Raw genomic sequence first — 26,374 nt, forward strand, 5'->3', positions numbered from 1 at the left:
AGCCGCACCCTATGGACCCTTGCTATTGCGTCGGCGTTTTAAAGTTCGGGCTCAGCATTATTGACCCACGCACCTAGGCCATGGGCGCCGAACCGGGCCAGGTCGACGACTACCTGCGCGCGAACGTGGTCGATGAACCGCGGGCCTACGCCGATGGCCGCGCCGCAGCGCACGCAGCCGGTCTGCCGCAGATCGAGGTCAGCGCCGGACAGGGGAAGCTGCTGAAGCTGCTGGTGGTCCTCTCGGGAGCCCGCCGGGTGCTGGAAATCGGCACGCTCGGTGGTTACAGCACCAGCTGGCTCGCCGACGGCGTTGGCCCCGACGGGCACGTCACCACCTGCGAATTCGAGCAGCGCCACGCCGACGTCGCCCGCAGCAACCTCGACGCCGCCGGCCTGGGGGACCGGGTGGACATCCGGCTCGGCGCGGCCCGCGACACCCTGGCCGCCCTGCGCCGGGAGGACGCAGAACCCTTCGACCTGGTGTTCATCGATGCCGACAAGGAGAACAATCCCCACTACGTGCTCGAATCGCTGGAACTGACCCGCTCCGGGTCGATCATCATCGTGGACAACGTCGTGCGTTCCGGGTCCGTGCTGCACCCCGGGGACGCCTCCACCGACGAGGGCCGGGCCACCAACGGGACCCGCGAGGTCCTGGACATCCTCGGTTCCGACCCCCGCCTGGAGGCCACCGCCCTGCAGACCACCGGTTCCAAGGGCTGGGACGGGTTCGCGCTCGCCGTCGTGCGCTGAGCGAACCGGCCCCACACCCCAGTACGCTGGTGGGGTGAGCACCACCGACTACACCGTCCGCCAGGCCACCGTCGAGGACATCGACGCCACCCTGGCCATGAAACTGGCCGCCTGGCGCGAAGCCTACGGCGACCAGCGCCCGGAGTCCTTTTTCGCGCTGCAGGAATCACGCCACGAACGCCAGGTCGACTGGTGGACCCGCGGCCTCGCCGCCGGCGCCGAACTCTGGATCGCCACCGCACCTGACGGGAGGATCGTCGGCTGTGCCGGCGGCGCGCCCGTCCTGGACGAGGACGCCACCACCGGAGCCTCCGTGGAGCTGCAGATGCTCTACGTCCTCGCGGAGGCCTACGGCACCGGCCTGGGGGAGCGGCTGATGCGCGCGGCCATTGGCAACCTCCCGGCGGCCCTGTGGGTGCTCGAACACAACCCCCGCGCCCAGGCGTTCTACCGCAAGCACGGCTTCGACTTCGACGGCACCCGCGAGCTGCTGGCCGACGAGTGGGAGGGCCTGTACGAGCTGCGCATGGTCCGGCCGGGCCCCCGTGGCTAAATCCCGCTCCCGCAAATCCCCGGTGGCCGCCCCGGCCGCCGAGGCAGGACCGGTGGCCGGGGACTACCCGATCGACACCGGCACCGCCACGCTCGAACGCGACCCCTATGACGACGACGGCTGGATCCTCAAGGTCAACGGCGTCCCCTCATCGCATGTGGACCTCGCCGACCCGCGCCGCCTGGACTTCGAGTACATGCGCTGGATGGCCGCCCTGGTCACCGCGCGCTTTCCCCCCGGGCGCGACGGCGCTGCCGGGCATCTGCGCGCCCTGCACCTGGGCGGGGGAGCCTGTTCCATGGCCCGCTGGGCCACGGCCACCTACCCCGATGCGCGCCAGGTCGTCGTCGAACTCGACGGCAGGTTGGCCGAACTGGTCAGGGGCTGGTTCGACCTGCCGCGCGCACCGCTGCTGCGCCTGCGGACCGGGGAGGCCGGGGCCGTCCTGCGCTCCCTGACCGATGACACCCGGGACCTGGTCATCCGCGACGTGTTCGCCGGTGACAAGACCCCCGTAGACCTGACCACCGTCGGGTTCACCCGGGAGGCGGCCCGCGTGCTGGCCGGGGATGGGTTGTACATCGTGAACTGCGGGGACACCCCGAAACTGGAAACGGCACGCCGGGAGGCTGCCACCATCGGCACCGTTTTCGCCCACACTGCCATCGTCGCGGACCCGGCGATGCTCAAGGGCAGGCGCTACGGGAACATGGTCATCGCCGGCTCGAACGCCCCCATCCCGGCGGGGCCGGGCATGCTGCGTGAATTGCTCGGCGGTGCGGTGCCCGCCCAACATTGGGATGACGCCCGGGTGCGCTCGTTCGCCGGGACGGCAGCGGTGATCGAGGACGGGCCGGCGACGGCTCAGCAGGCCTGAAAGATGCCCGTGAGCACATACTCGCGGTAGAGGTCCAGCACCCGTGCGGCCGCACGGCTCATCGGTTGGGGAGGGGCATCGAGCGGGTGGAAGCCCAGCTCGGCGACTTCGGATTCCTCGGCGCGCAGGGACCCGGTGGCACGGGGCCAAACGAAACACAGGGCGAACGCGTGCACCCGGTCACCGTTGGGGTATTCCAATTCGTGGTCGTTGGGATCCGACAAGGACGCGAATGCGATGAGTTCCACCGGATCGGCCCGCAGTCCTGTTTCCTCGGCCAGCTCGGCCACCGCCACCGCCCGGAAATCCTGGCCCGGTTCGGCCCCTCCGCCCGGGAACTCCCAGTCCCCGGTGTCGGCGCGACGTTGGAAGAGGGCCCGTCCGGCGTCGTCCAGGGCGATGACCTGGGCGCCGGGCAACAGCAGCAGTTGCGGCCCCACGAGTTGGCGTAGCCGCCACAGATACGACCCGACATGTCCCATGCGGCCACTGTAGTTGCGGGGCCCCGCCGGGCGGGATTACATCCCGACGGCCTGCTCGATGATCCCGATGCCGAAGAACAGCACGAACGCCGCGGCAACGACCCACATCAACGGGTGGATCTCCCTGGCCCGGCCCTGGACGCTGCGCACGAAGACGTAGGCGACGAAGCCGGCGCCGATGCCGTTGGCGATCGAGTAGGTGAACGGCATGAGGATGAACGTCAGGAACGCGGGCAGGGCGACGCCCCAGTCGGCCCAGTCGATCCGGGTGATCTGGGTGATCATCATGAAGCCCACGACCACCAGCGCCGGGGCGACGGCCTCGAACGGGACCAGGTGGATCAGCGGGGTGAGGAACATGGCGGCGATGAACAGCAGGCCGGTGACGATGGAGGCCAACCCGGTGCGTGCACCCTCGCCGATGCCCGCCCCGGATTCGACGTAGATCTGGCTGGAGGAGGACGACGCCCCGCCACCGGCGATGGCACCGAGTGAGTCGACCAGCAGGACCCGGTCGACGTCGTAGATGTTCCCGTCCTCATCGACGTTGCCCGCTTCGTTGGCCAGCCCGACCATGGTTCCCATGGCGTCGAAGAAGATGGACAGGAGGATCACGAACGCCAGCAGCAGGGCCGACGTCGTGCCCAGGTGCTGGAAGGGGCCCACCACGTTGGCCTGGCCGATCAGGGACAGGTCGGGTGCGGCCCAATCGGGCATCGAGGGGACCACCAGGGACCAGCCCTGGGGGTGCGGTCCGGCGCCGTCGAAGGAGGGGCCGATGTGGAAGACGGCCTCGAGGATGTTGGCCAGCACCGAGGCGACGACGATGCCGATGAGGATGGCGCCCTTGACCTTGCGGATCACCAGGCCCATGGTCAGCAGCAGGCCGACGACGAAGACCAGGGTCGGCCAGCCGATGAGTTCTCCATCGAAGCCGAGGCCCACGGGAACGGTGGTCCCTGCGGCGTCGGGGATCCGGCGGACGAACCCGGCGTTGACCAGTCCGATCAGGGCGATGAACATGCCGATGCCCACCACGATCGCGGTCTTCAGGCTCGGCGGCACGGCGTTGAACACCGCGGTCCGGAAACCGGTGAGGACCAGCACCAGCATCGTCACACCCGAGATGACCACCAGGCCCATGACGTCGGGCCATGTCAGGCCCGGGTTGGTGGCGACGGTGACGGCGACGAACGCGTTCACGCCCAGCCCGGTGGCCATGGCGAACGGGTGCTTCGCCCAGGCCCCCATGAGGATGGTCAGCAGGCCGGCGACCAGCGCCGTCGCGGCGGCCACGCGGGCGGCCCCGAGTTCGGCGCCGGTGGAGTCGGCACCGGAGAGGATCAGCGGGTTGAGCACCACGATGTAGCTCATCGCGAAGAAGGTGGCCAGGCCGCCACGGATCTCCCGGGAGTAGGTCGACCCCCGTTCGGTGATCTTGAAGTAGCGGTCGAGGGTGCCGAGCCCGTTTTTAGCCATGGGCAGAATCCTAGTGGGCGCCGGTGGGTTCAAACGAGCCGGAAGTGGGTAGTGTGAGGAACAAGACCACCACGGTGGGATCTAGCCGGAAGACACCACGACCCGACTGCCAAGGAGTGACCGTCATGAGCGAAGGAAACGTTTCCCCGGAGGCCGCGATGACGGCGGACGGCATCGTCGTCGGCGTCGACGGCTCGGACCCGGCGCTGTGTGCCCTGGACTGGGCCGCTGCCGAGGCACGACGGCGGGATGTCCCGTTGAACATCGTCACCTCCTACACGATCCCTGTTTTCGCCGCGTCCAGCATGGATGCCGGCTACGCGACCTTGGACGACCAGGTCATCCGCGATGGCGCCCAGGAGGTCCTCGACGCCGCGAAGGCCAGGATCGGTGACATCGGCGTGGACGTGCGCCTGCGCATCGAATCCGGTGATCCGTCGGGCGTGCTGATGGAGCTCAGCGAGGAAGCCGAGTTGGTGGTGGTCGGCACCCGCGGCCGCGGGGGATTTGTCGGCCGGCTGCTCGGATCGGTCAGCAGCGCCCTCCCCGCGCATGCCAAGTGCCCCACCGTCGTCGTGCCCCTGTGCGTCTCCAAACGGAAGCCGGATGATCCGGTGCTGCGTGACGTGATCGTCGTGGGCGTGGATGGTTCGGACCGGGCGCGGCGCGCCGTGCTGGTGGCCGCCGAGCAGGCGGCGGCGCGTGGCATCCCGCTGCGTGTGGTGTGTGCGCTGCCCCCGGTCAGCGGGTCGCTGGCCTGGATGCCGGCCACCGTCGACCAGGAGGCGTTGACCATCGATGTCCGCCGCCAGCTCTCCGTGGGTGCCCGCTGGCTGGCCAGCCACTTCCCCGACCTGGTCATCGAGACCGAGGTCATCGAGGGGGCGCCCATCGAGGTCCTCATCGAGGAATCGGCCAAGGCGACCCTGATGGTCACGGGGTCGCGGGGGCGCGGGGGGTTCGCCGGAATGCTGCTCGGCTCCACGTCCCAGGGCGTCCTGCACCACTCCAAGGGGCCGGTGCTCGTGGTGCCGGATTCCCCGGACCCGCGGTTGGATGACCGCGCGGACTTCGACACCGACGACGAAGGCTGAGCCGGACTGCCGGAGAAGCACGCCGACGAAAATGCCCCCATCCAGTGGATGGGGGCATTTCAGTGGGTGGGGGTGCTGCTGCCTAGTAGCGGACCCCGTACGAGTACATGTTGTTGACCCAGCTCAGCGGCGTGGTCGAGATGCCGACGCTGGGGTTGCGGGCGTGCACGACCTGGCCGTTGCCCAGGTAGATGGCCACGTGGTAGAACGACGATCCGCCGTTGCTGGTGGAGAAGACCAGGTCCCCGCGTTTCAGCTGGCTGACTCGAACCTTGGTCCCGCCGGCGAAGTACTGGCTGGTCGAGGTGCGCGGCAGGGAGATGCCGCTTTGCGCGAAGGCGGCTCGGACGAAGCTGGAGCAGTCGTAGGCGTCGGGGCCGTTGCCGCCGTAGACGTAGTAGTTGCTGTCATCCGCTGCGGTCTTCAGCGCCCAGGCGATGGCCGATTCCTTGGAGGATCCGGAAGAGGCCCGGGCGGCTTCCTCGGCCGCCTTCTTGCGGGCGGCCTCCTCGGCACGTTCCTGAGCCGCCTCGGCGGCCGCCTTTGCGTCTGCCTCTGCCTTTGCAGCTGCCTTCGCGTCCGCCTCTTCCTTTGCGGCTTTCCGGCGTGCCTCGTCGTTGGCCTTGGCTTCCTCCGCAGCTTGGCGCTGGGCAGCAGCCTTGGCTTCGGCCTTGCGCTGTGCGGCGGCTTGTTCGGCTGCCTTGGAGGCGGCAGACGTATCGGAGGTGATGGGCTTCGGGGTGGAAGCGGCCACGGGCCTGGGGTCGGCAGCGGGCTTGGACGTCCGGGCCGGGGAGTTGGTTGCCACGGTTGCCGGGCGGCTATTCGTGGTCTTCGGCTTGCTGGCCGGGCTCAACGAGGTCGAGGTCGGCACCGCGTCGGGCACTGCCTGCGGGGCCGCGGCTACCGCAACGGTCTCCGCCGGCTTCTGGGCTGCGGGTTCGGCCGGCGTGGCAGCGAGCTCGGCCTTGAGGCGATCCTCGCGCTGCTGGTTTTCCAGCGCGGCGACACGCTTGGCTTCCTCGGCCCGCTTGGTGTCCTGCAGGTAGGCCAGCTGGCCGATGAGTTCGTCGCGGAGCTTCTTCTGCTCGTCAACCCGCGTGGCGTAGGCGGAGCGGGTCCGCTCGGCGGCCGCCAGGGCGCTTTCGTTGGCGTCGGCGGCGTCGGCTGCCGCCGCCTCGGCGTCGGCCGCGTAGTTCTGCCACTCGGCCCACAGGGACGCGGCCTGCTGGGCGGTCGTCAGCGTGGCTGAGCGGTTGGCAGCCAGCGTCTGCATGGTGGCTGCCTTGTAGAGGACGTCGTTGTGCTCGGAGGCATTGAGCATGGAGCTGACGCCGGGGTTGATGCCGCCGTTGCGGTAGAGATCCCCGGCGAGCTGTCCGACCTGCTTCTTCACGGCGTCGTAGTATGCGGTGGCCTTGGCGGCCTCGGCGCGGGCCGTCTGGGCCGCGGCATTGCGCTCGGCCAGGACTCCGGAGGTGGTTTCGTAGGCGTCCTGGTCGTTCATGGCCGAAGCCTCTGCCGTGGCGAGGTCGTCGTTCGAGTCGAGGATGAGTCCCTCGAGGGAGGCCACCATGGACTTCAGGGCTGCCGGGTCCTTCTTTGCGGCGGTCACATCGGCGCGGGTCGGCAGGGTCCGCTGGGCGGGGGCCGCGGCCGGGAAAACTGTGCCGAACGTGGAAGTACCGATGGTCGAGTCAATGGTTGTCGGCGCGCCGATTGCCGCGGTACCCGAGACCAGCGTCCCGCCGATCAAGGCGAGTGTGCACGTCGCGACGCCTAGAAGTTGCCCCTTGGCCATACTGAGTCCTCACTGCGAATGATGAACCGATCCGCATCATTCAGTGCCGGTGGGACCGGCGCAGAGGATCACGGTTCAGTTACTGCTTCACATGAGAATAGGCGACTTAATGTAACAGTGGCAACACGAGTCACATCTTCATCATAAATAACATCCGTGTCATTTCGGTGATTTCGGGGCGGCGTTGCGTGTGTTGACCTGCGGTTCGTGGCGGCGTGCGGTGCGACGGCAGCCGGCGGCCATGTTGCGGAACGGTGACGGTCAGCCCCAGCCCAGCCGGTGCAGCGTCTCGTCGTCGATGCCGAAATGATGCGCGATCTCGTGGACGACAGTGATCTGCACCTCGGCGATCACCTCCTCGCGCGAGGAACAGGCGGCCAGGGTGTCTTCCTGGAAGATGGTGATGCGATCCGGCAAGGCGCCGGCACCCCAGCCGTCGTCCCGTTCGGTCAGGGGCACTCCGTCGTACAGTCCCAGCAGCGAGGTGGATGGATCTTCGCCCGGCTGCGGCTGGTAGCGGTCCTCGATGAAGACCGCGACGTTGTCCATCATGTCGAGGAGCTGCCGGGGAATGTTCTCGAGCGCGTCGGAGACGCAGGATTCGAACTCGTCGTCGGTCATGCTGTAGGCCATGTCATGGACTCTATCCGCCGGTTTTCCCCGGTCCGGGCGGCACTTCCCGCGCGGTTTTGCAGACACGACACGGTGCCTTATAGTTGATGAGGTCGCTGCGGGACGCTTGTGTTCGGCAGCCGTCCGGCCCCCATCGTCTAGCGGCCTAGGACACCGCCCTTTCACGGCGGCGGCACGGGTTCGAATCCCGTTGGGGGTACTGCAAGTCCTGATTTCGCCGGAGCGAATATCTCTGGTAAAGTTTAGGACTTGTGAAGCGAGGGTAAAACCTTGTGAACTAGGCCCTGTAGCGCAGCTGGTTAGCGCGCCGCCCTGTCACGGCGGAGGTCGCGGGTTCAAGTCCCGTCAGGGTCGCTTTGGTTTTCCGTTGAACGGAAGATCACGGTGATCATCCTAGATGATGCCAGGCTCTGTAGCTCAGTTGGTAGAGCGTTCGACTGAAAATCGAAAGGTCACCGGATCGACGCCGGTCGGAGCCACCAGCTAGAACCCCTCGGTAACCCCGGGGGGTTTTCTGTTTCCGGGAAGAGGTCCCGTGGCGGGCCGGTATTTTCCGATCAGCCAGTGGCGTCGGCCCGGCCCGGGCGCGCCGCGTCCCGTCGGCACCCCTTTGCCGGACCCGTATCCGGAACCTGCCCCACGTGATGCGCCGTCGGACCGCCTCTTGACGTCACCTTAATACGGCCGTCTTCTCATCAAACAAAGAATACAGTCGTATTCCATGGAGGGGACAGCATGTCCACGACACATCAGGGCCTCCAACGAACCAAACCAGGCGGATGGATCGTTCGCCATCGCTGGATCGCGGCGATGGTCTTCGCCCTGGTCCCTGTCTTCTGCACGGCGGCGGCATCCGCCGCATCACAGCTGATGCATGCCGACGAGACGACCGCCGCCCTGATGATTGCCGGTGGTGCAGCAGTGTCCGCCGGTGTGGGGGTGACCGTGATGATGATGTTGCCGTCCGGCCTTCGGCGGCCGGGGTTCGGCGCTCCTCGTCGTGGCCGGGCAGCGTTGTGGTTCGTGCCGTTGCTGGTCACTGTCATGGTCGTATTTGCCACGCAGGGAATGAAGGCATCCGGCCCACCGCTCATCGCCTACGGGGTCCTGGCGATGTCCGTTGCCGTCAACGAAGAGGTGTGGTTCCGGGGCGCCATCCTGACAGTGCTGAGGGGTGGCGGGATACGCGCCGCCATCATCGGAAGCTCGGCCTTGTTCGCCGTCTTGCACCTGGCGAACCTCGCCGGTGGCGAGGATCTTCCGGCCGGCCTGCTCCAACTGGCCTTCGCCGCCCTCTTTGGCATTGCGGCCGCAGAAGTGACGGTCTTGAGCGGGAGCCTGTGGCCAGCCATCATGTGGCATGCGGCCTGGGACTTCGCCAATTACGCCGGGGGCAATTCCACGACGACCCTGGCCCTGACCGGAATAGGCATCGCCTGTTGCCTCATCCTGGCATACGCCCTCGTGATGTGGGCCGCGGCAACGACGTCTGAGCGGAAGCAGCCCCTGACTGCCCAGTGCGCAGATCGCATACCCTCATTGACATGGAACTCACCCGACGTCAGACGGAACTCGCCGACGCCGCGTTGCGCATCATCGCCCGCACGGGAATGGCCGACCTGTCGTTCCGGAACGTGGCCACCGAAGCGAACTGCTCCCTCGGCTCGGTCCAGAAGGCCTTCCCCTCGAAGAAGCTCATGCTCACCGCCATGTTCGCGCGATTGCGCGAGAGCGCAGCGTCGCTTCCGCAGGGCGATCCCGGCAGGCCGGACCTCCACAACTGGCTCGTTGCGCTCATCGTGGGGATCCTTCCCCTCGACGAGCAGCGTCTGGCGGCCCAACGCCAGGCCGACGCCTTCGCGCAGGCAGCTCTTGCCGATCCCGAGATCGCTGCCGCGATCGCCGGAAGCGACAGGCAGGTTCGCCACCTCCTGGCTTCGCTCATCGCACGCGCCCGTGCTGAGGGCGAGGTACCGGAGCACGTCGACGCGGAAACCACCGCGTGGGCGGTGCTGGCCCTCGCCCAGGGCCTGGCCGCGCAACTGCTCTATGGCCCGGAAGCCGAAGCGGATGTACGGGAACGACTCGACATTGCCGTCGCCGCGCTCCTTGGTTGACCTTGGTTGACGAAACGGAATCGGCAGCCCTTCCGTGCCGTGTGTGTGCCCGGTGGATGCCCCCGCCGAGGGCGGTAGGGTGGTGACAGGACAGCGCTCCCAAGGAAAGGCCGCCACCATGGACCAGTCTGGGCACACCCCCGTGCAACCCGCCACGCCGGCGACGGGAACCACGTCGATCTCCGATGCGGCAGTGGCCAAGGTCGCTGCAACCGCCGCACGATCGGTGCCAGGAGTGCAGTTCCTGGGCGTTGGCTCCGGCCGCGCGTTGGGCGCACTGCGCGGAGCCGTCGGGGCCGGTGATGGATCCTCGGGGGTCACCGCCGAAGTCGGACAACGTGAAGTCGCAGTCGACATCACACTCACTGCGGTCTACGGAATGCCCCTGCAGGAGATCGCCGAGGGCGTGCGGGCTGCCGTGTACACGGCGGTCGAGAGCCTCACCGGGTTGTCGGTCATCGAGGTCAATGTGGAGATCGGCGACGTCCATGTTCCCGGTCCGGGTCCCGCCCCCGCCGGATCAGCACCCGGTCTGCCCAGCCCCCCGGCGCATGCGCCAGGTACCCCACCCCCCGGAAACCCCGGGGCCACCACCGACATCGCGGAGCAACCATGAACCCGACACTCCTTGGATTGGCCATCGCCGCCGTGCTGGGCTGGGCGGCACTCTCCTACGGGTTCGGCGGCTTCGTGCTCATGGCCGTCTTCCTCGCCATCGGCGCCTGCGTGGGCCGCATCGTCGACGGCCGCCTGGATCTGCGGACCGTTCGTGATGCCCTCACCGGTCGGCGTTCCTCGTCGTGAACTCAACGGACCACGGACCCGGGCCCCGCGCCCTGGCCGGACACACCCGCGTGAGCACCCAGGCGCTGACCAGCTGCGCCCGGATCATTGCCGCGGAGGTCTTCGAGGTGCAGCCCGGCGAAATCAAAGTTGCCATGAATGACGAATACGGTGCCCTCGCGCTCGGGCTGAGCCTGCCGCTGCCCATCTCCCCGCTGCTCTATGGCCGATCCGAAGCCCTCGAGCCCTCGGGTTCGGTCCTGGCCCGGGCTCGCGAGGCCCGCTCCGAGGTACGGGATCGTTTCATCACGCTGACGGGATCACATATCAGCCGCGTCGACGTCCGGGTCACCGGCGTGGTGCTGCGTCGGAGGAGGATGGCATGAACGACGACGAACGCCGCAAGCTCCAATCGCACGAACTGCACAGCGCCCGGTCCACGGCCTCCATCATCGCCGCAGTCCTGGTGACCGCCATTTGCCTGTACTTCATGTTCGAAGCCGCCATGAAATCGCTGGGCCAGGACGTCTGGATCCGGTCGCCGGGCCAATGGGGGCAGTGGCTGACCGGGCTGCCTGACACGGCCAACCCGCTGGTCCTGGCCGCCGGCTCCCTGGTCCTGCTGGCGCTGGGGCTGTTCTTCCTGCTCCATGGAATCCTGCCGGGTCGACGTGCCCGGCATGCCATCACCAACTCCCGGGCCATCGTCGTCGTTGATGACGGCGTGCTGGCATCCACGCTGGCCCGACGTGCCCGCACCGAGGCGGGCGTGACTCCCGAGCAGGTGGTGGTGATCATCAGCCGAAACCATGTCGATGTCCAGCTGCGTCCGACGTCCGGCATCGGCATCGATGCCGCAGCGGTCCATGCGGCCATCGAGGACGAGTTGCTGGCCAACCAGATCGAACCGGTGCCCGCCGTCCGGGTGCACGTGGCGGAAACGGGGGTGGTGGGGCAATGAACAAGACCCCTCGCATCACCAACCGGATCGTGTTGACGCTTCTGGGCCTGATCTTGACGGGGCTGGGAGTGCACGGCCTGCTCCTGGCAGCCGTGCCCGCCTACGCCCAGGGGTGGCGCGGATTCGCGGACCAGATCGGAACAGGGTTCACCGACCTGCTGGCGGCGACCACCTTGGAGGGACAACGGGATTCCTGGCTGTGGATCGTCATCTCGGTGGTGATGATCGCCCTGATCCTGTTGATGATCTGGTGGGTTGCCGTCCAGGGGCAGGGCAAGACCGGAATCTTCGTCCGGGAGTTCCGCGAGGAGACGACGCGTGGCATCGTCGAGCTGTCGGCGGCCGTCCCCGAACAGGCCTTCAAGGCCGCCCTGGCCGGGCGGCCGGACCTCGTCACGGTATCGGTGACCTCATGGACCTCACCGCACAGCGCTGCCGGCTTGAGGATCAAGGTCCAACCCCGCCTGGGCGCCGCCCCCTATCGCATCGCCGAGGACCTGGCGGAACTCGTGGTGGACATGGATGGGATCCTGGGCGCCGGTGGCCCCGTGGTCATCCACCTGGCAACCGGCGCCCGGACCCGCATGTCACGCGCGGAGCGCGTGCGCTGACTACGCGCGGGGCAGAAGCCAGAGCGCGGCATCGGGGACCAGGAAACCGTCCTCGGTGACCGCGTCGGGCCGGCTGGCCACGGCAACCTCCAGGTCCGCCGGCACTTCCACCGGCTGGGCCCCGAGGTTGGCCAGGACCTGCAGGGCACCGTTGGCGTAGGAGAGCACGCCATCCGCCGGGCGGTTCTGCCGTGACCATTCCAGCCGTCCCCGGCCGAGTTCGCGGTCTGCGCGCACGGCCAACAGCAGGCGGTAGAGCTCGAAGGCCGACCCCTCGACTCCCACCTGCTGGTCGGCAGCGTACCGGGCATAGGAGTCGGGCTGTGGCAGCCAGGGTTCGGAGCCCGAGGAAGCCGGGGCATCGCCGTCGTCCACTGCCCGGGAGAAGCCGAACCCGGGGGATTCGGCGGCCCACGGCAGGGGGATCCGGCAGCCGTCGCGCCCGCGTTCGACACCGCCGGTGCGGAAGAAGCTCGGGTCCTGGCGGCATTCGTCGGGCAGCGTGGTGTGCTCCGGCAGGGTCAGCTCGTCACCCTGGTAGACATACGCCGACCCGGGCAGGGCGAGCATGACCATGGCGGCCGCGCGTCCCCTGACGCGTCCGAGGTCCTCGTCGGGCTGTTCGTCCTGGGCCGCGATGCCCTTGGGGAAGGTCGTCGGGTCCGAGAGGCCGAAGCGCGTGCAATGCCGCACGGTGTCGTGATTGGACAGCACCCAGGTCGGGGGAGCGCCGACGACCGCGGCAGCGGCCAGGGTCTCGGTGACGTTCTCCACGATGTTCTGTGCGTTCCAACCGGCCAGCAGGAAGCCGAAGTTGAAGGCCTGCTGCATCTCCCCGGCCCGGACGTAGCGGAAGATCCGCTCCATGGGCTCGACCCACGCCTCGGCAACCATCATCCGGTCGCCGTCGTATTCGGCCAGCACGGCGTTCCACTCCTCGTAGATCGCGTGCACGCCCTCCTGGTCGAAGTAGGGCGGGGTGTCGTGGACCGTCGGCTGTTCGGTGCCCTGGACCATGCTGACCTTCTCGGACCAGTCGGGAAGGCCCTCGGCTTTGACCATGCCGTGGGCAACATCGACACGGAAGCCATCGACGCCGCGATCGAGCCAGAAGCGCAGGATGTCGCGCATTTCGGCGTGGACCTCGTCATTGTCCCAATTCAGGTCGGGCTGCTTGACGTCGAAGAGGTGGAGGTACCACTGGCCCGGGGTCCCGTCGGGATTGACCGTGCGCGTCCAGGCGGGGCCGCCGAAGAGCGACTGCCAGTTGTTCGGCTCCTGGTCCCCGTTGGGGCCCTGGCCGTCGCGGAAGATGTAGCGGTCGCGTTCGGGCGAGCCGGGCGCGGCGGCCAGGGCCGCCTGGAACCACACGTGTTCGTCGGACGTGTGGTTAGGGACGAGGTCAACGATGATTCGCGTGCCCTGGGCGTGGGCCCGGGTGAGCAGGTCATCGAAGTCGGACAAGGTCCCGAACAGGGGATCAACCTGGCGGTAATCGGCGACGTCGTAGCCGGCGTCGGCCTGTGGTGACTTGTAGAAGGGCGACAGCCAGACGGCATCGACCCCCAGGTCCTTCAGATAGCCCAGCTTGGAGGCGACGCCACGCAGATCGCCCATGCCATCGGCGTCCGCATCCGCGAAGGAACGGGGGTACACCTGGTAGATGACCGCATCCTGCCACCAGGGGATGTGCTGGGCGTGCTTGGGCATGGGGACTCCTGGGGTGGGTCGGGAGAGCGGGCTAACCGTCGTCTCGGCGGAACGGATCGCCACCAGCCTAGTGCAAGCGCTTCCACTGGGAGCGCCCGTGGCTGGATCCTACGGGAGTGTCACGTCGCGCTGGAAGACCAGGGCTTGGATGCGATCCTCCAGCTGGTCGAAGACGTAGGTCGATGCCGTGGGCACCAACATGATGGACCCGCTGTCCCGTTGGGCCAGCCGTTGCTGGCCGCGTCGACCGGCGGTGAGGTAGGTCAAGGGTTCCAGATCGCCAGTGGGGCATCCACCCTCCAGGCTCCAGAGCATCCATTTCTCGTTCCAGGCATCCCGCAGGACATCATTGGCGCCATCCGGCACAGACGTGCCGCCGTTCATCTGGGCCTCGACGGCCGACATCGGGATTTCCACTGGTTGGATGTCGAAGTTCCACGCAGGAGCCAGGCCGACCCACTTGGACATGAGCGTCGAGAGGTCCAGCAACGGGACTACCCGGATGTTGACGTGTTCCGGCGTTGGCTGTTCGGCGAACTCCGGATTGCCGACCGCGTGGTATCCGGGCTGGGTGATGACCAGGGCCATCTGTTCCGAGGACCAGCACTGGAACAACACCTCGCGACTGCCGATGAGTCCGGAAAGGCGGAATGAGGCCTCGGCCTCGTCCATGACGGCAACCAGCAGCTGGCCGCCGTCCGTGAGTTCGTTGCCCGTCACCAGTTCAGCGTCGCGCAGCTCATCGAGCTGTGACCTCTGGAGTTTCTGCTGTAGACGACCAGGCCGGTACCCGCCCACCATCTTCATCAGGAGTTCCACGGCTCCCTCGTGGACCCAGGCCCCCTCGTAGGTTGAGGGCTGACGGGCTCCGATGCGGGCAAGGTCGGGCAGCGGGGCGCCCAGGGCAGACTGCGCGATCGGGTCGACGCCGTCAAAGAATGTGAAGTCCTGCTGGGTCATGACGCACCTTCCGTCGTCGTGGTTACGGACCGGGCCATGGTTTCCAGCGTGTCGGCGAACACCGGCCACTGGGCTGTCGTCGTCGTCCCGGTGACCTGGACTGCCAGCCCGGAGTCGATGAACAGCCATTCTCCCGAGCGCAGGGTTGCCCCGGTCTGGGGTGATTCGTGCGTGTAGGCGATCGACCGGCCCCATTGCCGCACGTCCACGTCGTCGACGCGCTGATAGGTCTCCGTGTCATTGCCCTTCCGGTCCCAAACACGTACGTCGAAGAGGTACGGCTTCTGAAGGGTGGAGGTCAGGCCGGTCACCGCACGATCGAGGAAACCGTCGATGGTTCCGTCGAACGGGTTCACCGTCACGATGAGATTCGGGGCAAACGTGCCCTCGGGACCCCTGACGAAGGCGAAGAGTTCGATTTCGTCGCGGATGGACTCTGTTTGCCAGGCCTCTTCAAGGACCAGGGAAGCACGTCCCGTCCGACCGGCAGTCTTGGCTTCCATATTCGTGGCTCCTACCTTGTGGGGGTGGGTTATTCCTCGTCCTGCGCGCAGTAAGCACGGCAGGCTTGGATGTTTTTTTCCAGTCGGCGGCGGCGTTTTCCCTCGGGAAGGCGCCGGACCGCTTCAAGATCTTCATCCGTGAAGGGCATGATGTTGCGTTTGCCTCCGGCGTTGCGCCAGGCGCGGTACCACTTGGGGCCGAGGCTCTTGGGCCACCAGAAGATTCCGACGATGGCCCCGGCCCAAGGGATCCAGAAGGGGCCATTCCACATGAACTTCCGGGCTGCCTCCCACCCGAGCGCCTCGAAGACCAAGGCTGGCATGACCACGACCAGTGCAAGGCCCATGCAGAGAAGGATGAATGGCCAGGTATTGGTGAGCGATGCCTGCCACGGCAGATACGCTGGTGCGTTCACCCAGGATCTCCAGCTCCCGCGGAGTGCGCGGTAGGCGGGGTAGATGAGGCACCAGGCAAGTACGCCAAGGAGCGGAATCCCAATGATGATGGCGTCGTTGTAGAGCCAGGCGCTGCCGGCGGCCGTCATCATGCGGGAACGCCCGGCGTGGGCATCGTGGATCGAATTACCATGGCGTCAGCTTATCGAACACCTTTTTGCCGACCTTCTTGGCTGCTTCGCCCGGGTTGTGGTAGGCGTCCTTCACCGCATCAACGGTGTTGCCGATGCCTTGTTTCACGTTGTCGACGGCTTGGCCAATGTGTTTCCCTGCCTCGTCCAGGGCCCCATTCATGCCGCCTTCCCGGATGTCATTGATGAATCCGCCGACGGCGCCGCCGACCTTCCCGCCGATCCACTCGCCGGCAATTCCGCCCGCGAATCCGCCGATGGCGGCACCAACACCGGGAATGGGAATGATGGCCTGGCCAATGACGGCGCCTGCCGAGCGACCGACCACACCGCCCGCGATCTTTCCGGCCGTCTCTGCGGTGCCGACGATGGCGGCGTCCTTGACGGCTTCTGCCTTGTGCTGTCCTGGGGTCCAATCGGGGTGTTCTTGCAGGCTGGCGTTGTATCCCTTCGAGAACTCGTCCTTGTAGGTCATGCCGGCGTCCAGCACGCCGAGCGCCGGACCGCCGAATTTCATCACCTTGGACTTCTCGAGTTTCTCGGCGAGCTTGTCCGCCTTCTGCAAGGCGCCCAGGGACTTGTTGCCGGCCTTGGACAAGGTCTTCGTCACCGCGCCGGGGATTCCCTTTTTGGTCCACTTCGGCAATTCGAACTTGGGTAGCCCGATCATGAAGGCGGCGCGGCCCCCGACGTTGTCCACGCCACTGATGAAACTGAACTTCTTGGGATCGTTGTTGTCGACGATCTTGTCGAAGTATTTCCCCAGTATCGGGTTATTGGCGAAGGGCTTTGACGTATTGGTGAGTTTTCCCTTGGGGGCCTCACCCAGGACCGGATCGGCAATGAAGTCTGGGACCTTGCCGCGCAAAAAGGCCGCAGGAGTAGCTGAACTCTTCATGGAACCCTTGAAGGTCCACCGTCCGCCGCGCTTGCTGATGGAACCGGCCTTCTTCAGGTAGTCGCGGCTATTGCCCCAGGTCTTCTTCGTCTGTGCCAGGAACTGTTGTGTCGTGGAACCTTCCCAGTTGGGATTGAGGGCCTGGTTTGCACTTTCAATGGAGTTGACGCACGTGTCAACGTAACCGCGGTAGTCCGAAGCTGCTTGCTGCAGGCGAATGATGATGTCGGTTCTGTTCGACTCGGTGCGGTAGGTGGTGTTTTCGTCCACGTCTTCTTCCACCATGGGCTTCACTGGAAGTTTGTTGAATGCGACGACCTCCGCCTTGAGGTCGGTCCACGTGGTCTGGAACCCCCGGACACTCTCCGCGAACGTGGTCAGTGCCCCTGCCATTTCCGTGATCCCGGTTTGCAGCATGTCGGCGTAGGGGGCGACATTGTTTTCCAGGCCGGCGAGGACCGTCCCACTATTGGGGAACGTCATCTGCCCTGAAATGGGGCTCCACTGTTTGGACGTGTTGTCGTATGTGGTCGTAATGGTCTTGGCGTTCTTGCCGAAGGCCTTTGCGTCTGAAGTGAGGGTATCGGGATCGGGCAGCTTGGTGGGGAAATCGAAGGGGAGTTCGATGTCGTATTCGACGGTCACCAGGTGTACCTCCCGTTCGTGGTTTGGCCGGGATGCTTCGGGTCGGCCGGTGCCTGCGCGGTGACGGGAGGCTCCGCGGTTCGTGAAGACGAGCTGTAATCGGGTACGTCATCCGACCGGCGTACCTCTGTGGCGATGGCACGCTCGGTGACGCCGTCAGCCTTTTTGCCCATATCCAAATCGGCCTTGTCGTAGATGTTGATGACGCTGTCGGTATTGTCGAAGAGCTGCCGTCCGGCCAGCACCATCGTCACCGCCATGGGGCGCAGGAAGTTGTCGTAGGCATCATCCAAGGCCGAGTTGATGTCGGCTTCCAAGGCGGTGGTCGCCATGGTTTCCCCGGTGGTCTTGAGAGTGGTTTCGATGCCATCGAGGTCGTCGAGTTGCCCGCGGGCATTTTTTACCGTCAGACGCGCGGCGGCAACGTCAATCTTGTATGTGGTCATCATCCACCTCCTCGATATAAGAGGCTAGGCGACATCAGTGCGCACCGCGATGGGGAGAACTCCCCATGTCAACAGGGCTCGCGGGGATGAAAGGCGTCAGTTGGCGCGGGCGAGCTGCCGGACCTTCAACCACCGCGATGTCAGCCGGCGGTATGCCGCCGCGGCGCCGAGCATATCCTGTTCGGCGAGGGATTCGATGCCGAGTCTGAGGTCCTGCGCTGAATCGTCGGGCCAGACACGGTCGGCAATCGGGCCATAGTCCAATTCGACGATCGCGTCCTCGTGGAACAGGCCGAGCCACTCGCCGAGCGAGGTGAGATCGTCCAGGATATCCAGCTCCGGAGCGTGGATGGCCAACGACGCCACGGCGAACCGCGCCCGCTCCAGCACCTGGACCGCCGGTGCGCTGAGGCGAACGGTCAACAGTGTGGTCCCGTCCTCCTCGATCTCGCAATGGTCCTCTTCGGTGAGGAGGACGAACCAGCCCAGCGGGATCCCCCAGGTGGCGGTGCGGGTGTGGAGGGCAGCCACTGCTTCCGCGAAGGCCTCATGTCCGATGCGCGCTGCGTTGGCTTCCCGCGCCGCCTCGGGCACGAGGAGCTCCAGGAGGGCGGGCCGCATGCTGGAATCCAGTTGTTCGGCGGCCAGGATGGACCGGGTGGGCAGCTGGTCCGGGCAATAGTAGGGGGCTGTCAGGCCGTCGGCGCCCGGATAGTGCAGTTCGCGGTACCGCTCGGCCTGTTCGTGGGGGAAGGGATCCGGCAGGCCGCGGGTCAGGCGCTCCAGGGCCTCGTTGGCGGAACGTTCCTCGAATTCCGTTCGTCCGATGCCGCGCTGCGCGGCAATGGCCAGCTGCGCCGCGTCGTCGTACGCGCGAAGCGGTTCGAAGACGCGCAGATACGACGTCGGTGGCAACCGGCGGCGTGCGCTCATCCCCGGTGTTGTCATCTAGTGGAGCTCCACGACCACGGGGGCGTGGTCGGAGGCGCCCTTGCCCTTGCGCTCCTCGCGGTCGATCCACGCGGTTTCCACGCGTTCGGCCAGCGCGGGGGAGGCCAGGGTGAAGTCGATGCGCATGCCCTCCTTCTTGGGGAACCGCAATTGTGTGTAGTCCCAGTAGGTGTAGACGCCGGGTCCGGGGGTATGCGGGCGGACGACGTCGGCGAATCCGGCGTCGACGAAGTCGTTGAACGACTTTCTCTCGGGGGCGGAGACGTGGGTCAGCTCGTTGTCGATGAAGAAGTCGATATCCCAGACGTCCTCGTCGCGCGGGGCGATGTTCCAGTCGCCCATCAGCGCGATCTGTGAGGTGGGATCATCGGCGAGCCAACCGGCGGCATTTTCACGCAGCTGGTCCAGCCACTGGAGCTTGTAGGGCATGTGCTCGTCCTGCAGGCCGCGTCCGTTGGGCACGTACAGGCTCCAGATGCGCACTCCTGCGCAGGTGGCGCCGATGGCCCGGGCCTCCTGGACGGGATCCTTGCCGCCCTTGCCGAAAGCCGGTTGTCCGGCGAAGGTGCGTTCGACCTCCTCGAGTCCCACGCGGGAGGCGATGGCGACGCCGTTCCACTGGCTGAAGCCGAAGTGGGCGACCTCGTAGTCGTTGTTCTCGAAGAGTTCCCAGGGGAAGTTCTCGTCCTTGCACTTGGTCTCCTGGATGGCCAGGACGTCGACGTCGGTGCGGCGCAGCCAGCCTTCCACGCGGTCCGCGCGGGCTCGGAGGGAGTTCACATTCCACGTAGCAATCTTCACGCCTCCAACCTATCAACTTGCCGGTGGGTGGTGGCCATGCCTTGACGCGGGAGCGGCGAGGTGTTGTAGTTAGTTACATGAGTAATGAACCAATGAAGGTCGGTGATGATCGTGGATGACTCGAAGCCGATCTTCATCCAACTGGCCGAGGAGATCGAGGGGCGCATCCTCGACGGCACCTATCCGGAGGAAATGCAGGTTCCCTCGACGAACGAATTCGCGGCGTTCATGCGCATCAATCCGGCAACCGCCGGAAAAGGGCTGAATCGGCTGGCGGATGCCGGGGTCCTCTACAAACGAAGGGGTATAGGGATGTTTGTTGCCACCGGCGCACGCGCCACACTCATGGCTACACGGCGTGAGGCCTTCGGAGAGCAGTATGTGACCCCGTTGCTGCATGAGGCCGACCGCCTCGGCATCGACGCCGACGAACTCATCGCGATGATCGCCCAACGGGCCGTCGTCGCCGGACAAGCTTGAGGCAGGACACCATGAATCTGGCCATTGAAACCCGGTCGCTGAGCAAGAAGTACGGCCACACGACCGTGCTCGACGAACTCACCATCGGCATTGAAAAGAACACGATTTGCGGCCTGCTGGGACGCAACGGAGCCGGCAAGACGACGTTGATGTCGATCCTGGCGGGGCAGGAGTTGAAGACCTCGGGGCAGGCGCGGGTTCTCGGGAGCGAACCGTTCGAGAACGCGCAGGTCCTTGCGCGGCTCAGTTTCGCCCGGGAGAACCAGAAGTACCCGGAGGAGTTCAAGGTCACCCACGTGTTGCGGGCCGCGAACTGGTTCCACGCCGGCTGGGATGCCGACTTCGCCCGACGACTGGTGGGCGAATTCCGGCTGCCGCTGAAAACACCGATCAAGAAGCTTTCGCGTGGACAGCTCTCCGCGGTGGCCATCGTGGTGGGGCTCGCTTCCCGGGCTCCGGTGACCTTCTTCGACGAGCCCTACCTGGGATTGGATGCTACGGCCCGGGGCATCTTCTACGACCTGCTGCTCGAGGACTACATGGAGCATCCACGCACCATTCTCATGTCGACGCACCTGATCGACGAAGCAGCGAACCTCTTGGAGCACGTCATCGTGCTCCAGGATGGGCGCAAGGTGCTGGATTCCCCGGTCGAGGAGGCCACGCGTTCTGCCTTCACGCTGTCCGGGACGGCGAAGGCCGTCGAGACAGCGGTGGCTGGCCGGCACATCCTGCGCAGCCAGGCACTGGGCGGGTTGCGCTCGGTCACCATCGCCGGAACCCCCGACGAGGCGATGCGCTCCGCCGCGGCGACGGCGGGCCTGGAGGTCGGCCCGGTGTCGCTCCAGGAACTCGTGGCAGCCTATGGGCTGCTCGAGGGCGGGGAAGCGTCACTCGCCGCCGCGCACTCCCACGCACAGACCACGTTCGAGGCCGAGGAGGCCATCCGATGAGCACGAACCAGCTGTCCCAGGCACCTTCCGTCGACCGGAAGGAACACCAGGCGGCCGGGCCCCTGGTGAAGGTCGTCCGCCTGCACTTTGCCGATCCCATGCGCCTGCTCGGGGTGCCGTTGACGATCTTCGCCTCGACCACAGCTGTCTGCGTGGTGGTGATGCTCCTCATCCGGGCCTTCGTCCCGGGCGATTCCGCCGAGTTCAGCGAGGGCTTCCGCTACAACCAGGCGCCCCTGTGGTGCTTCGCAGGGTACTTTGTCAGCGTCGGTGCCTTCGCCTATGCCCGGACGATGCCGTTCGCGATGGGCATGGGTGCGACCCGTCGCCAGTACTGGGCCGGAACTGCCATTGCACTGGTCGTCGAGTCGGTGTACATCGGGGCGTCCATGACCATCTTCCTGGCACTCGAGAAGGTGACCGGGCACTGGTTCTCGGGCACCCATATGTTCGACGTGTACGTCATGGGTAACGGCAGTTTCCGGGACATCTTCCTCATGGGCTTCGGGATCAGCATGTTCACCCTCTTTGCCGGAACGATGTTCGCCTCGGTGTTCGTGCGGTGGAACCAGAAAGGGGTCCTGCTGGTGGTCTTCGGGATCGTCGCCGTCGCACTCCTGCTGGCCTGGGTGCTGCTCAGCCTAGGGGTGGACGTGGTGTCGTTCTTCAGCGTCGACATCGTCGCCAGGATCGCCGTCGGCATGATCGTGCTCGGATTGCTGAGCGCTGCGGGCAGCTGGCTGGTGTTGCGCCGGGCTCCGGTGGGCCGGTGACCACCGGGTCCCACGGCGCCGACGCCCGGCACGTGCCGGCCCGTCGGCGTGGTGCACCGGCGCCGCAGCTCCCTAGAAATTCCTAGGGTGTCCGAGTAGCTTGGAGTTCGGGTGGCCTGGACCGTGACCGCATTGCCGGTTCCGGGTCCGTGACCTGCTGCCCGGAAGGACACTCCATGAACGACGCCCCCACCGAACCCGAGGTCCAGTTCGAGGTCCGCGGAACACTGGGCACCATTACCCTGAACCGCCCCCGTGCCGTCAATGCCCTCACCCACGGCATGGTCGAGGCCATGTATGCCCAACTCAGGCAGTGGCAGGACGACGACACGGTGGTCAGCGTCCTGCTGAGGGGTGCGGGGGACCGCGGATTATGCGCGGGCGGCGACATCGTCGCCATCTACCGGGACATCCCCACCGGGGGTGCAGCCACTGCCGCCTTTTGGCGGACGGAATACCGGCTCAACGCCCTGATCGCCAACTATCCGAAACCCTATGTCGCCCTCATGGACGGACTGGTCCTCGGCGGCGGGGTCGGCGTCTCGGCCCACGGCAGCCATCGCATCGTCACCGAGCGCACCCGGACCGGAATGCCGGAGACGACCATCGGCTTCGTCCCAGACGTGGGAGGGCTCTACTTGTTGTCCCGGGCCCCGGGGGAATCCGGGACCTACGCCGCCCTGACCAGCGCACACCTTGATGCTGCTGATGCGCTGCACCTGGGTTTGGCCGACACGTATGTCGAGTCCGCGTCGCTGCCGTCGCTGACGGACGAGCTGGAACGGGCGGCGACACCTGCTGATGTCGAAGCCGCCATCGGCGCAGCCGGTCTCCCGGCCCCGGCCTCGGTCCTCGCCGAACAGAGCGGTGCCATGGGCAAGGACTACGCCGGGGAGTCCATTGAGAGGATTCTCGGGCGGCTGCGCACACGCGGGGGACCGGCGGCGGAAGCCGCGGACACCATCGCCGCCAAATCGCCCACCGCGGTGAAGACCACCCTGGTGGCACTCCGCCGGGCCGCCGGGCTGGACAGCCTGGAAGAAGCACTCGACCAGGATTACCGGGTGGGGGTGCGCATGCTTGCCTCCCACGACTTCCTGGAGGGCATCCGCGCCCAGGTCATCGACAAGGACCGCCGACCCCGCTGGAGCCCCGCGACCCTGGGCCAGATCAGTCCAGAGATGATCCGCGACTACTTCGGGCTGCTGGCGCCCGACGAACACGGCGGCGAACTCGCGCTGGCCGATGATGTGAAGGAGCGTGCCTGATGGAATCCGCAACCATTGCCTTCCTTGGGTTGGGCCACATGGGGTTGCCCATGGCGAAGAACCTGGTCGCGGCCGGCTATGACGTGCGTGCCTTCGACGTGGTCCAGGCAGCGGTCGACGCTGCCAGCGATGCAGGAATCCCCACCGCGGTGTCCGCGCTTGAGGCGATCCGTGGTGCGTCGGTGGTGCTCACCATGTTCCCCGGAGGACAGCAGCTGCTGGACGCCTACCGTGGAGTGGACGGGCCGGGCCTGCTCTCATCCGCGGGGCCCGACACCTTGTTCCTGGATTGCTCCACCATCAACGTCGATGACGCCCGCGAGGCGGCCCGGTTGGCACTGGAGGCCGGGCACCGCAGCATCGATGCTCCGGTGTCGGGAGGAGTCGTCGGGGCCGAAGCCGGAACCCTGACGTTCATGATCGGGGCCCTGGCCGCCGACCTGGAGTCGGTGCGGCCGCTGCTGGAGGTCATGGGCGGCAAGCTCGTCCACTGCGGCGAACATGGCGCCGGCCAGGCGGCGAAGGTGTGCAACAACATGATCCTGGGCGTGAGCATGATCGCCGCTTCCGAGGCCTTCGTGCTGGGGGAGAAGCTCGGATTGACCCACCAGGCGTTGTACGACGTGGTGTCCACGGCGTCGGGCCAATGCTGGGCGGTGACCACCAACTGTCCCGTTCCGGGGCCCGTGCCGGCCAGCCCCGCGAACCGGGACTACCAGCCGGGCTTTGCCGGCGCGCTGATGGCCAAGGACCTGGGGCTGGCCGTCAACGCGATTCAGAGCACCGGAGTTGCCGCCGAATTGGGTCCCCTGGCCGCGCGGATCTATGAGCGCTTCCGCGACGAGGGAGGCGCCGGTCGGGACTTCTCCGGGATCATCACCGATATCCGCGACCGCTCCGAAGGTGCGGACTGAGCGGGACCCCGTTCCCTGCGGATCAGCCAGGGGCCTCGGAGGAGAAGTCGCCGGCCCGCTGCCGGAAGCGGCCCAGGATCCCGATCAGTGCTTCCACGTCCTCGGCCGGGAACCCGGACTCCGCGAACACCGCTGCGTTCAGTTCCGTTGTCGACTGACCGGCCACCTCGCGGCCCCGATCGGTCAACGAGACCAAGGTGGTCCGCCCGTCGGTCGGGTGCGGGCTGCGTTGGACGAAGCCGGCCGCTTCAAGCCGGTCCACGGCATTCGTGACCGAGGTCGGGTGGACCTGCAACAAGGCGCTGACCTTGACCATCGGCAGTGACCCCGTGCGGGAAAACCCCAGCAGCGCGAGCAATTCGTAACGCGCAAAGGTCAGCCCGAACGGCTTCACGACGGCCTCGCACCGCTGCAACAGGATCTGCTGGGCCCGCATGACGGCGGTGATCGCCGCCATGGGCGCCGCTTCGGCCCTCCACCCCTGCTCCTCCCAATTCCGCTGGGCCGCGGCGATCGGGTCAAAGGGCAGCGGTGCGCTCATCCGCGTCCCTTGAGGCGGGGGAAGTCGGTGTCGGCATACTCGGTTCCGTGGCCCGCCAGCGGGGCACCTTCGACGTGGCGGGCCTCCTCGTTCCGGCGCAGTTCGACCCGGCGGATCTTCCCGGAGATCGTCTTGGGCAGATCCGCGAACTCGAGGCGCCGGATGCGTTTGAAGGCCGGCAGGTGCTCGCGGCAGTAGCCAAGGATCTCCTCGGCGGTCGCCGCATCGGCGGCGTGGCCGGCGGCCAGGACGACATAGGCCTTGGGGACGTTCAGCTTCATGGCGTCGGGGGAGGGGACGACGGCCGCCTCCGCCACGGCAGGATGCTCGATGAGCACCGACTCCAATTCGAAGGGGCTCAACCGGTAGTCGCTGGACTTGAACACGTCATCGTCCCGGCCGACGTACGTGATGATGCCGCGCTCGTCCCGCTCGGCAACGTCACCGGTATGGTAGTAGCCGCCGCGGAAGGCCGCTGCCGTCTTGTCCGGATCGCCATAGTACGACTTCATCAGTCCCAGCGGCCGCGGGTCCAGGCGCAGGCAGATCTCCCCGAGGTCGCCTTCCTCGCCGGAGACCGGGTCAACGAGGACGACGTCGTATCCGGGCAGGGGCAGGCCCATGGCACCGATCTTCACGGGCTGCCCCGGCGTATTGGCGATCTGCACCGTGGTCTCCGTCTGGCCGAAGCCGTCCCGGATCTGCTGGCCCCAGGCCCGCTGGACCTGGTCGATGACCTCGGCATTGAGTGGTTCGCCGGCCGAGACGACCTTGGTGGGAGGGGTTTTCAGCCGGGTCAGGTCGGCCTGGATGAGCAGTCGCCAGACGGTGGGCGGGGCGCAGAAGCTGGTGACCTTTTCCGCGGCCATCTGGTCCATCAGGGCGGCCGGGTCGAATCGTTCGTAGTTGTAGATGAAGACGGTGGCTTCGGCGATCCACGGGGTGAACACGTTGGACCAGGCATGTTTGGCCCATCCCGGTGAGGCGACGTTCAGGTGCACGTCGCCGGGTCCGAGCCCGATCCAGTACATGGTCGAGAGGTGGCCGACCGGGTAGGACGTGTGGGTGTGCTCGACCAGCTTGGCCTTCGAGGTGGTCCCCGAGGTGAAATACAGCAGCAGCGTCTCGTCCCCGCGGGTGGGCCCGTCCGGGACGAAGTCCGTGGACGAGGCGGCGGAATCCGCGTAGGAGAGCACCGGCGTCGTGCCCTGGGCCAAGGGGGAGGGCACGTCCCCGACGGCGATGCAGCGGTAGTCCCCGGGCACGTCGGCGAACTTGGCCAGGTCCGCGGTTCCGGCGATGGCCCAGGAGGCCCCGCCGCGTTCGACCCGGTCCGTGAGGTCGGCGGCGCCCATCTGGGTGGTGGTGGGGATCATGACGATGCCCAGCTTGATGGCGGCGAGCATGATCTCCCACAACTCGACCTGGTTGCCGAGCATGAGGATGGCCTTGTCGCCCCGGGAGAAGCCGGACTCGCGCATCCAGTTGGCGACCTGGTTGGAGCGGGCGGAGAGTTCGGCCCAGGTGCGTCGGGTGGAGGAGCCGTCCTGCTCGACGATGACCAGTGCCGGGCTGTTGGCGCGTTCGGCGGTGGCGGCCACCGCGTCGAACCAGTCCAAGCCGAAGTTGAATTCCTCGAACGCGGGCCAGCTGAATTCGGCGCGGGCCCGGGCGTGGTCCCCGCTCAGGGAGACGAGGTGGTCGCGGGCGGCACGGAAGTCGTCGGTGACTGACATTTTTCACCTTTCAACGGGGTCGCCGGGCCGGACTCGGCGAGGCGCTTCCCCGAATATACGTG

General features: G+C 66.6%; 29 protein-coding genes, 3 tRNA genes and 1 pseudogene. 19 read left to right on the forward strand and 14 right to left on the reverse strand.

Features of this window, described 5'->3' with window-relative positions; all coding sequences use genetic code 11:
• The first annotated feature begins 80 nt into the window (after positions 1-80).
• Genes ACN0TP_RS05435 through ACN0TP_RS05445 form a run of 3 tightly spaced genes read left to right on the forward strand, consistent with a single transcriptional unit; the run spans position 81 to position 2,185 of the window.
• The gene (locus ACN0TP_RS05435; protein WP_417217516.1) at positions 81-755 is read left to right on the forward strand and encodes an O-methyltransferase; all 675 of its coding nucleotides are present in this window, start codon (positions 81-83) and stop codon (positions 753-755) included.
• Between the two features lie 34 nt (positions 756-789).
• The gene (locus ACN0TP_RS05440; RefSeq protein WP_417217517.1) at positions 790-1,308 is read left to right on the forward strand and encodes a GNAT family N-acetyltransferase; all 519 of its coding nucleotides are present in this window, start codon (positions 790-792) and stop codon (positions 1,306-1,308) included.
• Entirely contained in the window at positions 1,301-2,185 is an 885-nt protein-coding gene (locus ACN0TP_RS05445; protein ID WP_417217518.1) for a spermidine synthase, read from the forward strand. The genes ACN0TP_RS05440 and ACN0TP_RS05445 overlap by 8 nt, the downstream gene beginning before the upstream one ends.
• Here ACN0TP_RS05445 and ACN0TP_RS05450 read toward each other — a convergent pair.
• On the reverse strand, positions 2,173-2,667 hold the full coding sequence (locus tag ACN0TP_RS05450; protein ID WP_417217519.1) for an NUDIX domain-containing protein: 495 nt from the start codon (positions 2,665-2,667) through the stop codon (positions 2,173-2,175). The two genes, ACN0TP_RS05445 and ACN0TP_RS05450, sit on opposite strands and share 13 nt — an antisense overlap.
• Positions 2,668-2,703: 36 nt before the next feature.
• A complete protein-coding gene (locus ACN0TP_RS05455; RefSeq protein ID WP_417217520.1) occupies positions 2,704-4,146 on the reverse strand; it encodes an NCS2 family permease in 1,443 nt (480 codons plus the stop codon).
• Positions 4,147-4,271: 125 nt separating this feature from the next.
• Here ACN0TP_RS05455 and ACN0TP_RS05460 point away from each other — a divergent pair, with 125 nt between their 5' ends.
• The gene (locus ACN0TP_RS05460) at positions 4,272-5,240 is read left to right on the forward strand and encodes a universal stress protein (protein ID WP_417217521.1); all 969 of its coding nucleotides are present in this window, start codon (positions 4,272-4,274) and stop codon (positions 5,238-5,240) included.
• A gap of 82 nt (positions 5,241-5,322) precedes the next feature.
• Here the strand turns inward: ACN0TP_RS05460 and ACN0TP_RS05465 are convergent, their stop codons facing one another.
• Both ACN0TP_RS05465 and ACN0TP_RS05470 read right to left on the reverse strand, forming a co-directional pair.
• Complete coding sequence (locus tag ACN0TP_RS05465; RefSeq protein ID WP_417217523.1) at positions 5,323-7,041, reverse strand: NlpC/P60 family protein; 1,719 nt, start codon at positions 7,039-7,041, stop codon at positions 5,323-5,325.
• Between the two features lie 261 nt (positions 7,042-7,302).
• Positions 7,303-7,674 carry a metallopeptidase family protein gene (locus ACN0TP_RS05470; protein WP_417217524.1) on the reverse strand — a complete coding sequence of 124 codons (372 nt, stop codon included), beginning with the start codon at positions 7,672-7,674 and terminating at the stop codon, positions 7,303-7,305.
• A gap of 126 nt (positions 7,675-7,800) precedes the next feature.
• Between ACN0TP_RS05470 and ACN0TP_RS05475 the strand changes: the two genes are divergently transcribed.
• The 10 genes and pseudogenes from ACN0TP_RS05475 to ACN0TP_RS05520 all read left to right on the forward strand — a co-directional run bounded on the left by ACN0TP_RS05475 (position 7,801) and on the right by ACN0TP_RS05520 (position 12,146).
• Positions 7,801-7,873 (forward strand) — tRNA-Glu (locus ACN0TP_RS05475).
• Positions 7,874-7,954: 81 nt separating this feature from the next.
• Positions 7,955-8,028 (forward strand) — tRNA-Asp (locus ACN0TP_RS05480).
• Positions 8,029-8,080: 52 nt separating this feature from the next.
• Positions 8,081-8,156, forward strand: a tRNA-Phe gene (locus tag ACN0TP_RS05485).
• A 631-nt stretch (positions 8,157-8,787) separates the two neighbouring features.
• Positions 8,788-8,991: pseudogene (locus ACN0TP_RS05490) on the forward strand (type II CAAX prenyl endopeptidase Rce1 family protein); the annotation flags it as partial.
• A gap of 227 nt (positions 8,992-9,218) precedes the next feature.
• The gene (locus ACN0TP_RS05495) at positions 9,219-9,791 is read left to right on the forward strand and encodes a TetR/AcrR family transcriptional regulator (RefSeq protein WP_417217525.1); all 573 of its coding nucleotides are present in this window, start codon (positions 9,219-9,221) and stop codon (positions 9,789-9,791) included.
• A gap of 118 nt (positions 9,792-9,909) precedes the next feature.
• Positions 9,910-10,407: an Asp23/Gls24 family envelope stress response protein gene (locus ACN0TP_RS05500; protein ID WP_417217526.1), complete on the forward strand. Its 498-nt coding sequence runs from the start codon at positions 9,910-9,912 to the stop codon at positions 10,405-10,407.
• The gene (locus ACN0TP_RS05505) at positions 10,404-10,595 is read left to right on the forward strand and encodes a hypothetical protein (RefSeq protein WP_417217527.1); all 192 of its coding nucleotides are present in this window, start codon (positions 10,404-10,406) and stop codon (positions 10,593-10,595) included. The genes ACN0TP_RS05500 and ACN0TP_RS05505 overlap by 4 nt, the downstream gene beginning before the upstream one ends.
• Positions 10,592-10,960: a hypothetical protein gene (locus ACN0TP_RS05510; protein WP_417217528.1), complete on the forward strand. Its 369-nt coding sequence runs from the start codon at positions 10,592-10,594 to the stop codon at positions 10,958-10,960. The genes ACN0TP_RS05505 and ACN0TP_RS05510 overlap by 4 nt, the downstream gene beginning before the upstream one ends.
• Entirely contained in the window at positions 10,957-11,535 is a 579-nt protein-coding gene (locus ACN0TP_RS05515; protein ID WP_417217530.1) for a DUF6286 domain-containing protein, read from the forward strand. The genes ACN0TP_RS05510 and ACN0TP_RS05515 overlap by 4 nt, the downstream gene beginning before the upstream one ends.
• A complete protein-coding gene (locus ACN0TP_RS05520) occupies positions 11,532-12,146 on the forward strand; it encodes a hypothetical protein (protein ID WP_417217532.1) in 615 nt (204 codons plus the stop codon). Before ACN0TP_RS05515 ends, ACN0TP_RS05520 begins: the two co-directional genes overlap by 4 nt.
• On the opposite strand, the gene ACN0TP_RS05525 is transcribed toward ACN0TP_RS05520, so the two are convergent.
• The 8 genes from ACN0TP_RS05525 to ACN0TP_RS05560 form a co-directional block, all read right to left on the reverse strand.
• Complete coding sequence (locus ACN0TP_RS05525; protein WP_417217533.1) at positions 12,147-13,856, reverse strand: alpha-amylase family glycosyl hydrolase; 1,710 nt, start codon at positions 13,854-13,856, stop codon at positions 12,147-12,149.
• Positions 13,857-13,964: 108 nt separating this feature from the next.
• A complete protein-coding gene (locus ACN0TP_RS05530; protein WP_417217534.1) occupies positions 13,965-14,816 on the reverse strand; it encodes a hypothetical protein in 852 nt (283 codons plus the stop codon).
• Entirely contained in the window at positions 14,813-15,319 is a 507-nt protein-coding gene (locus ACN0TP_RS05535) for a hypothetical protein (protein WP_417217536.1), read from the reverse strand. Before ACN0TP_RS05535 ends, ACN0TP_RS05530 begins: the two co-directional genes overlap by 4 nt.
• A 29-nt stretch (positions 15,320-15,348) precedes the next feature.
• Positions 15,349-15,867 (reverse strand): hypothetical protein, encoded by a 519-nt coding sequence (locus tag ACN0TP_RS05540; protein WP_417217538.1) that lies wholly within the window; start codon positions 15,865-15,867, stop codon positions 15,349-15,351.
• A gap of 34 nt (positions 15,868-15,901) precedes the next feature.
• Positions 15,902-17,449, reverse strand: coding sequence for a hypothetical protein (locus ACN0TP_RS05545; protein ID WP_417217540.1), 1,548 nt, complete (start codon positions 17,447-17,449; stop codon positions 15,902-15,904).
• Positions 17,446-17,898, reverse strand: coding sequence for a hypothetical protein (locus ACN0TP_RS05550; RefSeq protein WP_417217541.1), 453 nt, complete (start codon positions 17,896-17,898; stop codon positions 17,446-17,448). The genes ACN0TP_RS05545 and ACN0TP_RS05550 overlap by 4 nt, the downstream gene beginning before the upstream one ends.
• Positions 17,899-17,991: 93 nt before the next feature.
• Complete coding sequence (locus tag ACN0TP_RS05555; protein ID WP_417217543.1) at positions 17,992-18,828, reverse strand: hypothetical protein; 837 nt, start codon at positions 18,826-18,828, stop codon at positions 17,992-17,994.
• A gap of 15 nt (positions 18,829-18,843) precedes the next feature.
• Positions 18,844-19,647: an exodeoxyribonuclease III gene (locus tag ACN0TP_RS05560; protein ID WP_417217544.1), complete on the reverse strand. Its 804-nt coding sequence runs from the start codon at positions 19,645-19,647 to the stop codon at positions 18,844-18,846.
• 105 nt (positions 19,648-19,752) lie between these two features.
• Between ACN0TP_RS05560 and ACN0TP_RS05565 the strand changes: the two genes are divergently transcribed.
• The 5 genes from ACN0TP_RS05565 to mmsB all read left to right on the forward strand — a co-directional run bounded on the left by ACN0TP_RS05565 (position 19,753) and on the right by mmsB (position 24,035).
• Positions 19,753-20,127, forward strand: a complete 375-nt coding sequence (locus ACN0TP_RS05565; RefSeq protein WP_417217545.1) for a GntR family transcriptional regulator — start codon at positions 19,753-19,755, stop codon at positions 20,125-20,127.
• An 11-nt stretch (positions 20,128-20,138) separates the two neighbouring features.
• Positions 20,139-21,080, forward strand: a complete 942-nt coding sequence (locus ACN0TP_RS05570; protein ID WP_417217547.1) for an ATP-binding cassette domain-containing protein — start codon at positions 20,139-20,141, stop codon at positions 21,078-21,080.
• Positions 21,077-21,853, forward strand: a complete 777-nt coding sequence (locus ACN0TP_RS05575) for a hypothetical protein (protein ID WP_417217549.1) — start codon at positions 21,077-21,079, stop codon at positions 21,851-21,853. Before ACN0TP_RS05570 ends, ACN0TP_RS05575 begins: the two co-directional genes overlap by 4 nt.
• 176 nt (positions 21,854-22,029) lie before the next feature.
• On the forward strand, positions 22,030-23,121 hold the full coding sequence (locus ACN0TP_RS05580; RefSeq protein ID WP_417217550.1) for an enoyl-CoA hydratase/isomerase family protein: 1,092 nt from the start codon (positions 22,030-22,032) through the stop codon (positions 23,119-23,121).
• Positions 23,121-24,035 carry a 3-hydroxyisobutyrate dehydrogenase gene (mmsB, locus tag ACN0TP_RS05585; protein WP_417217551.1) on the forward strand — a complete coding sequence of 305 codons (915 nt, stop codon included), beginning with the start codon at positions 23,121-23,123 and terminating at the stop codon, positions 24,033-24,035. Before ACN0TP_RS05580 ends, mmsB begins: the two co-directional genes overlap by 1 nt.
• A gap of 22 nt (positions 24,036-24,057) precedes the next feature.
• Here the strand turns inward: mmsB and ACN0TP_RS05590 are convergent, their stop codons facing one another.
• A complete protein-coding gene (locus ACN0TP_RS05590; protein WP_417217552.1) occupies positions 24,058-24,576 on the reverse strand; it encodes a MarR family winged helix-turn-helix transcriptional regulator in 519 nt (172 codons plus the stop codon).
• Entirely contained in the window at positions 24,573-26,312 is a 1,740-nt protein-coding gene (locus tag ACN0TP_RS05595) for an AMP-binding protein (protein WP_417217554.1), read from the reverse strand. The genes ACN0TP_RS05590 and ACN0TP_RS05595 overlap by 4 nt, the downstream gene beginning before the upstream one ends.
• Positions 26,313-26,374 lie beyond the last annotated feature (62 nt).

This window comes from Arthrobacter sp., assembly GCF_048266065.1.
Lineage (GTDB): Bacteria > Actinomycetota > Actinomycetes > Actinomycetales > Micrococcaceae > Arthrobacter_H.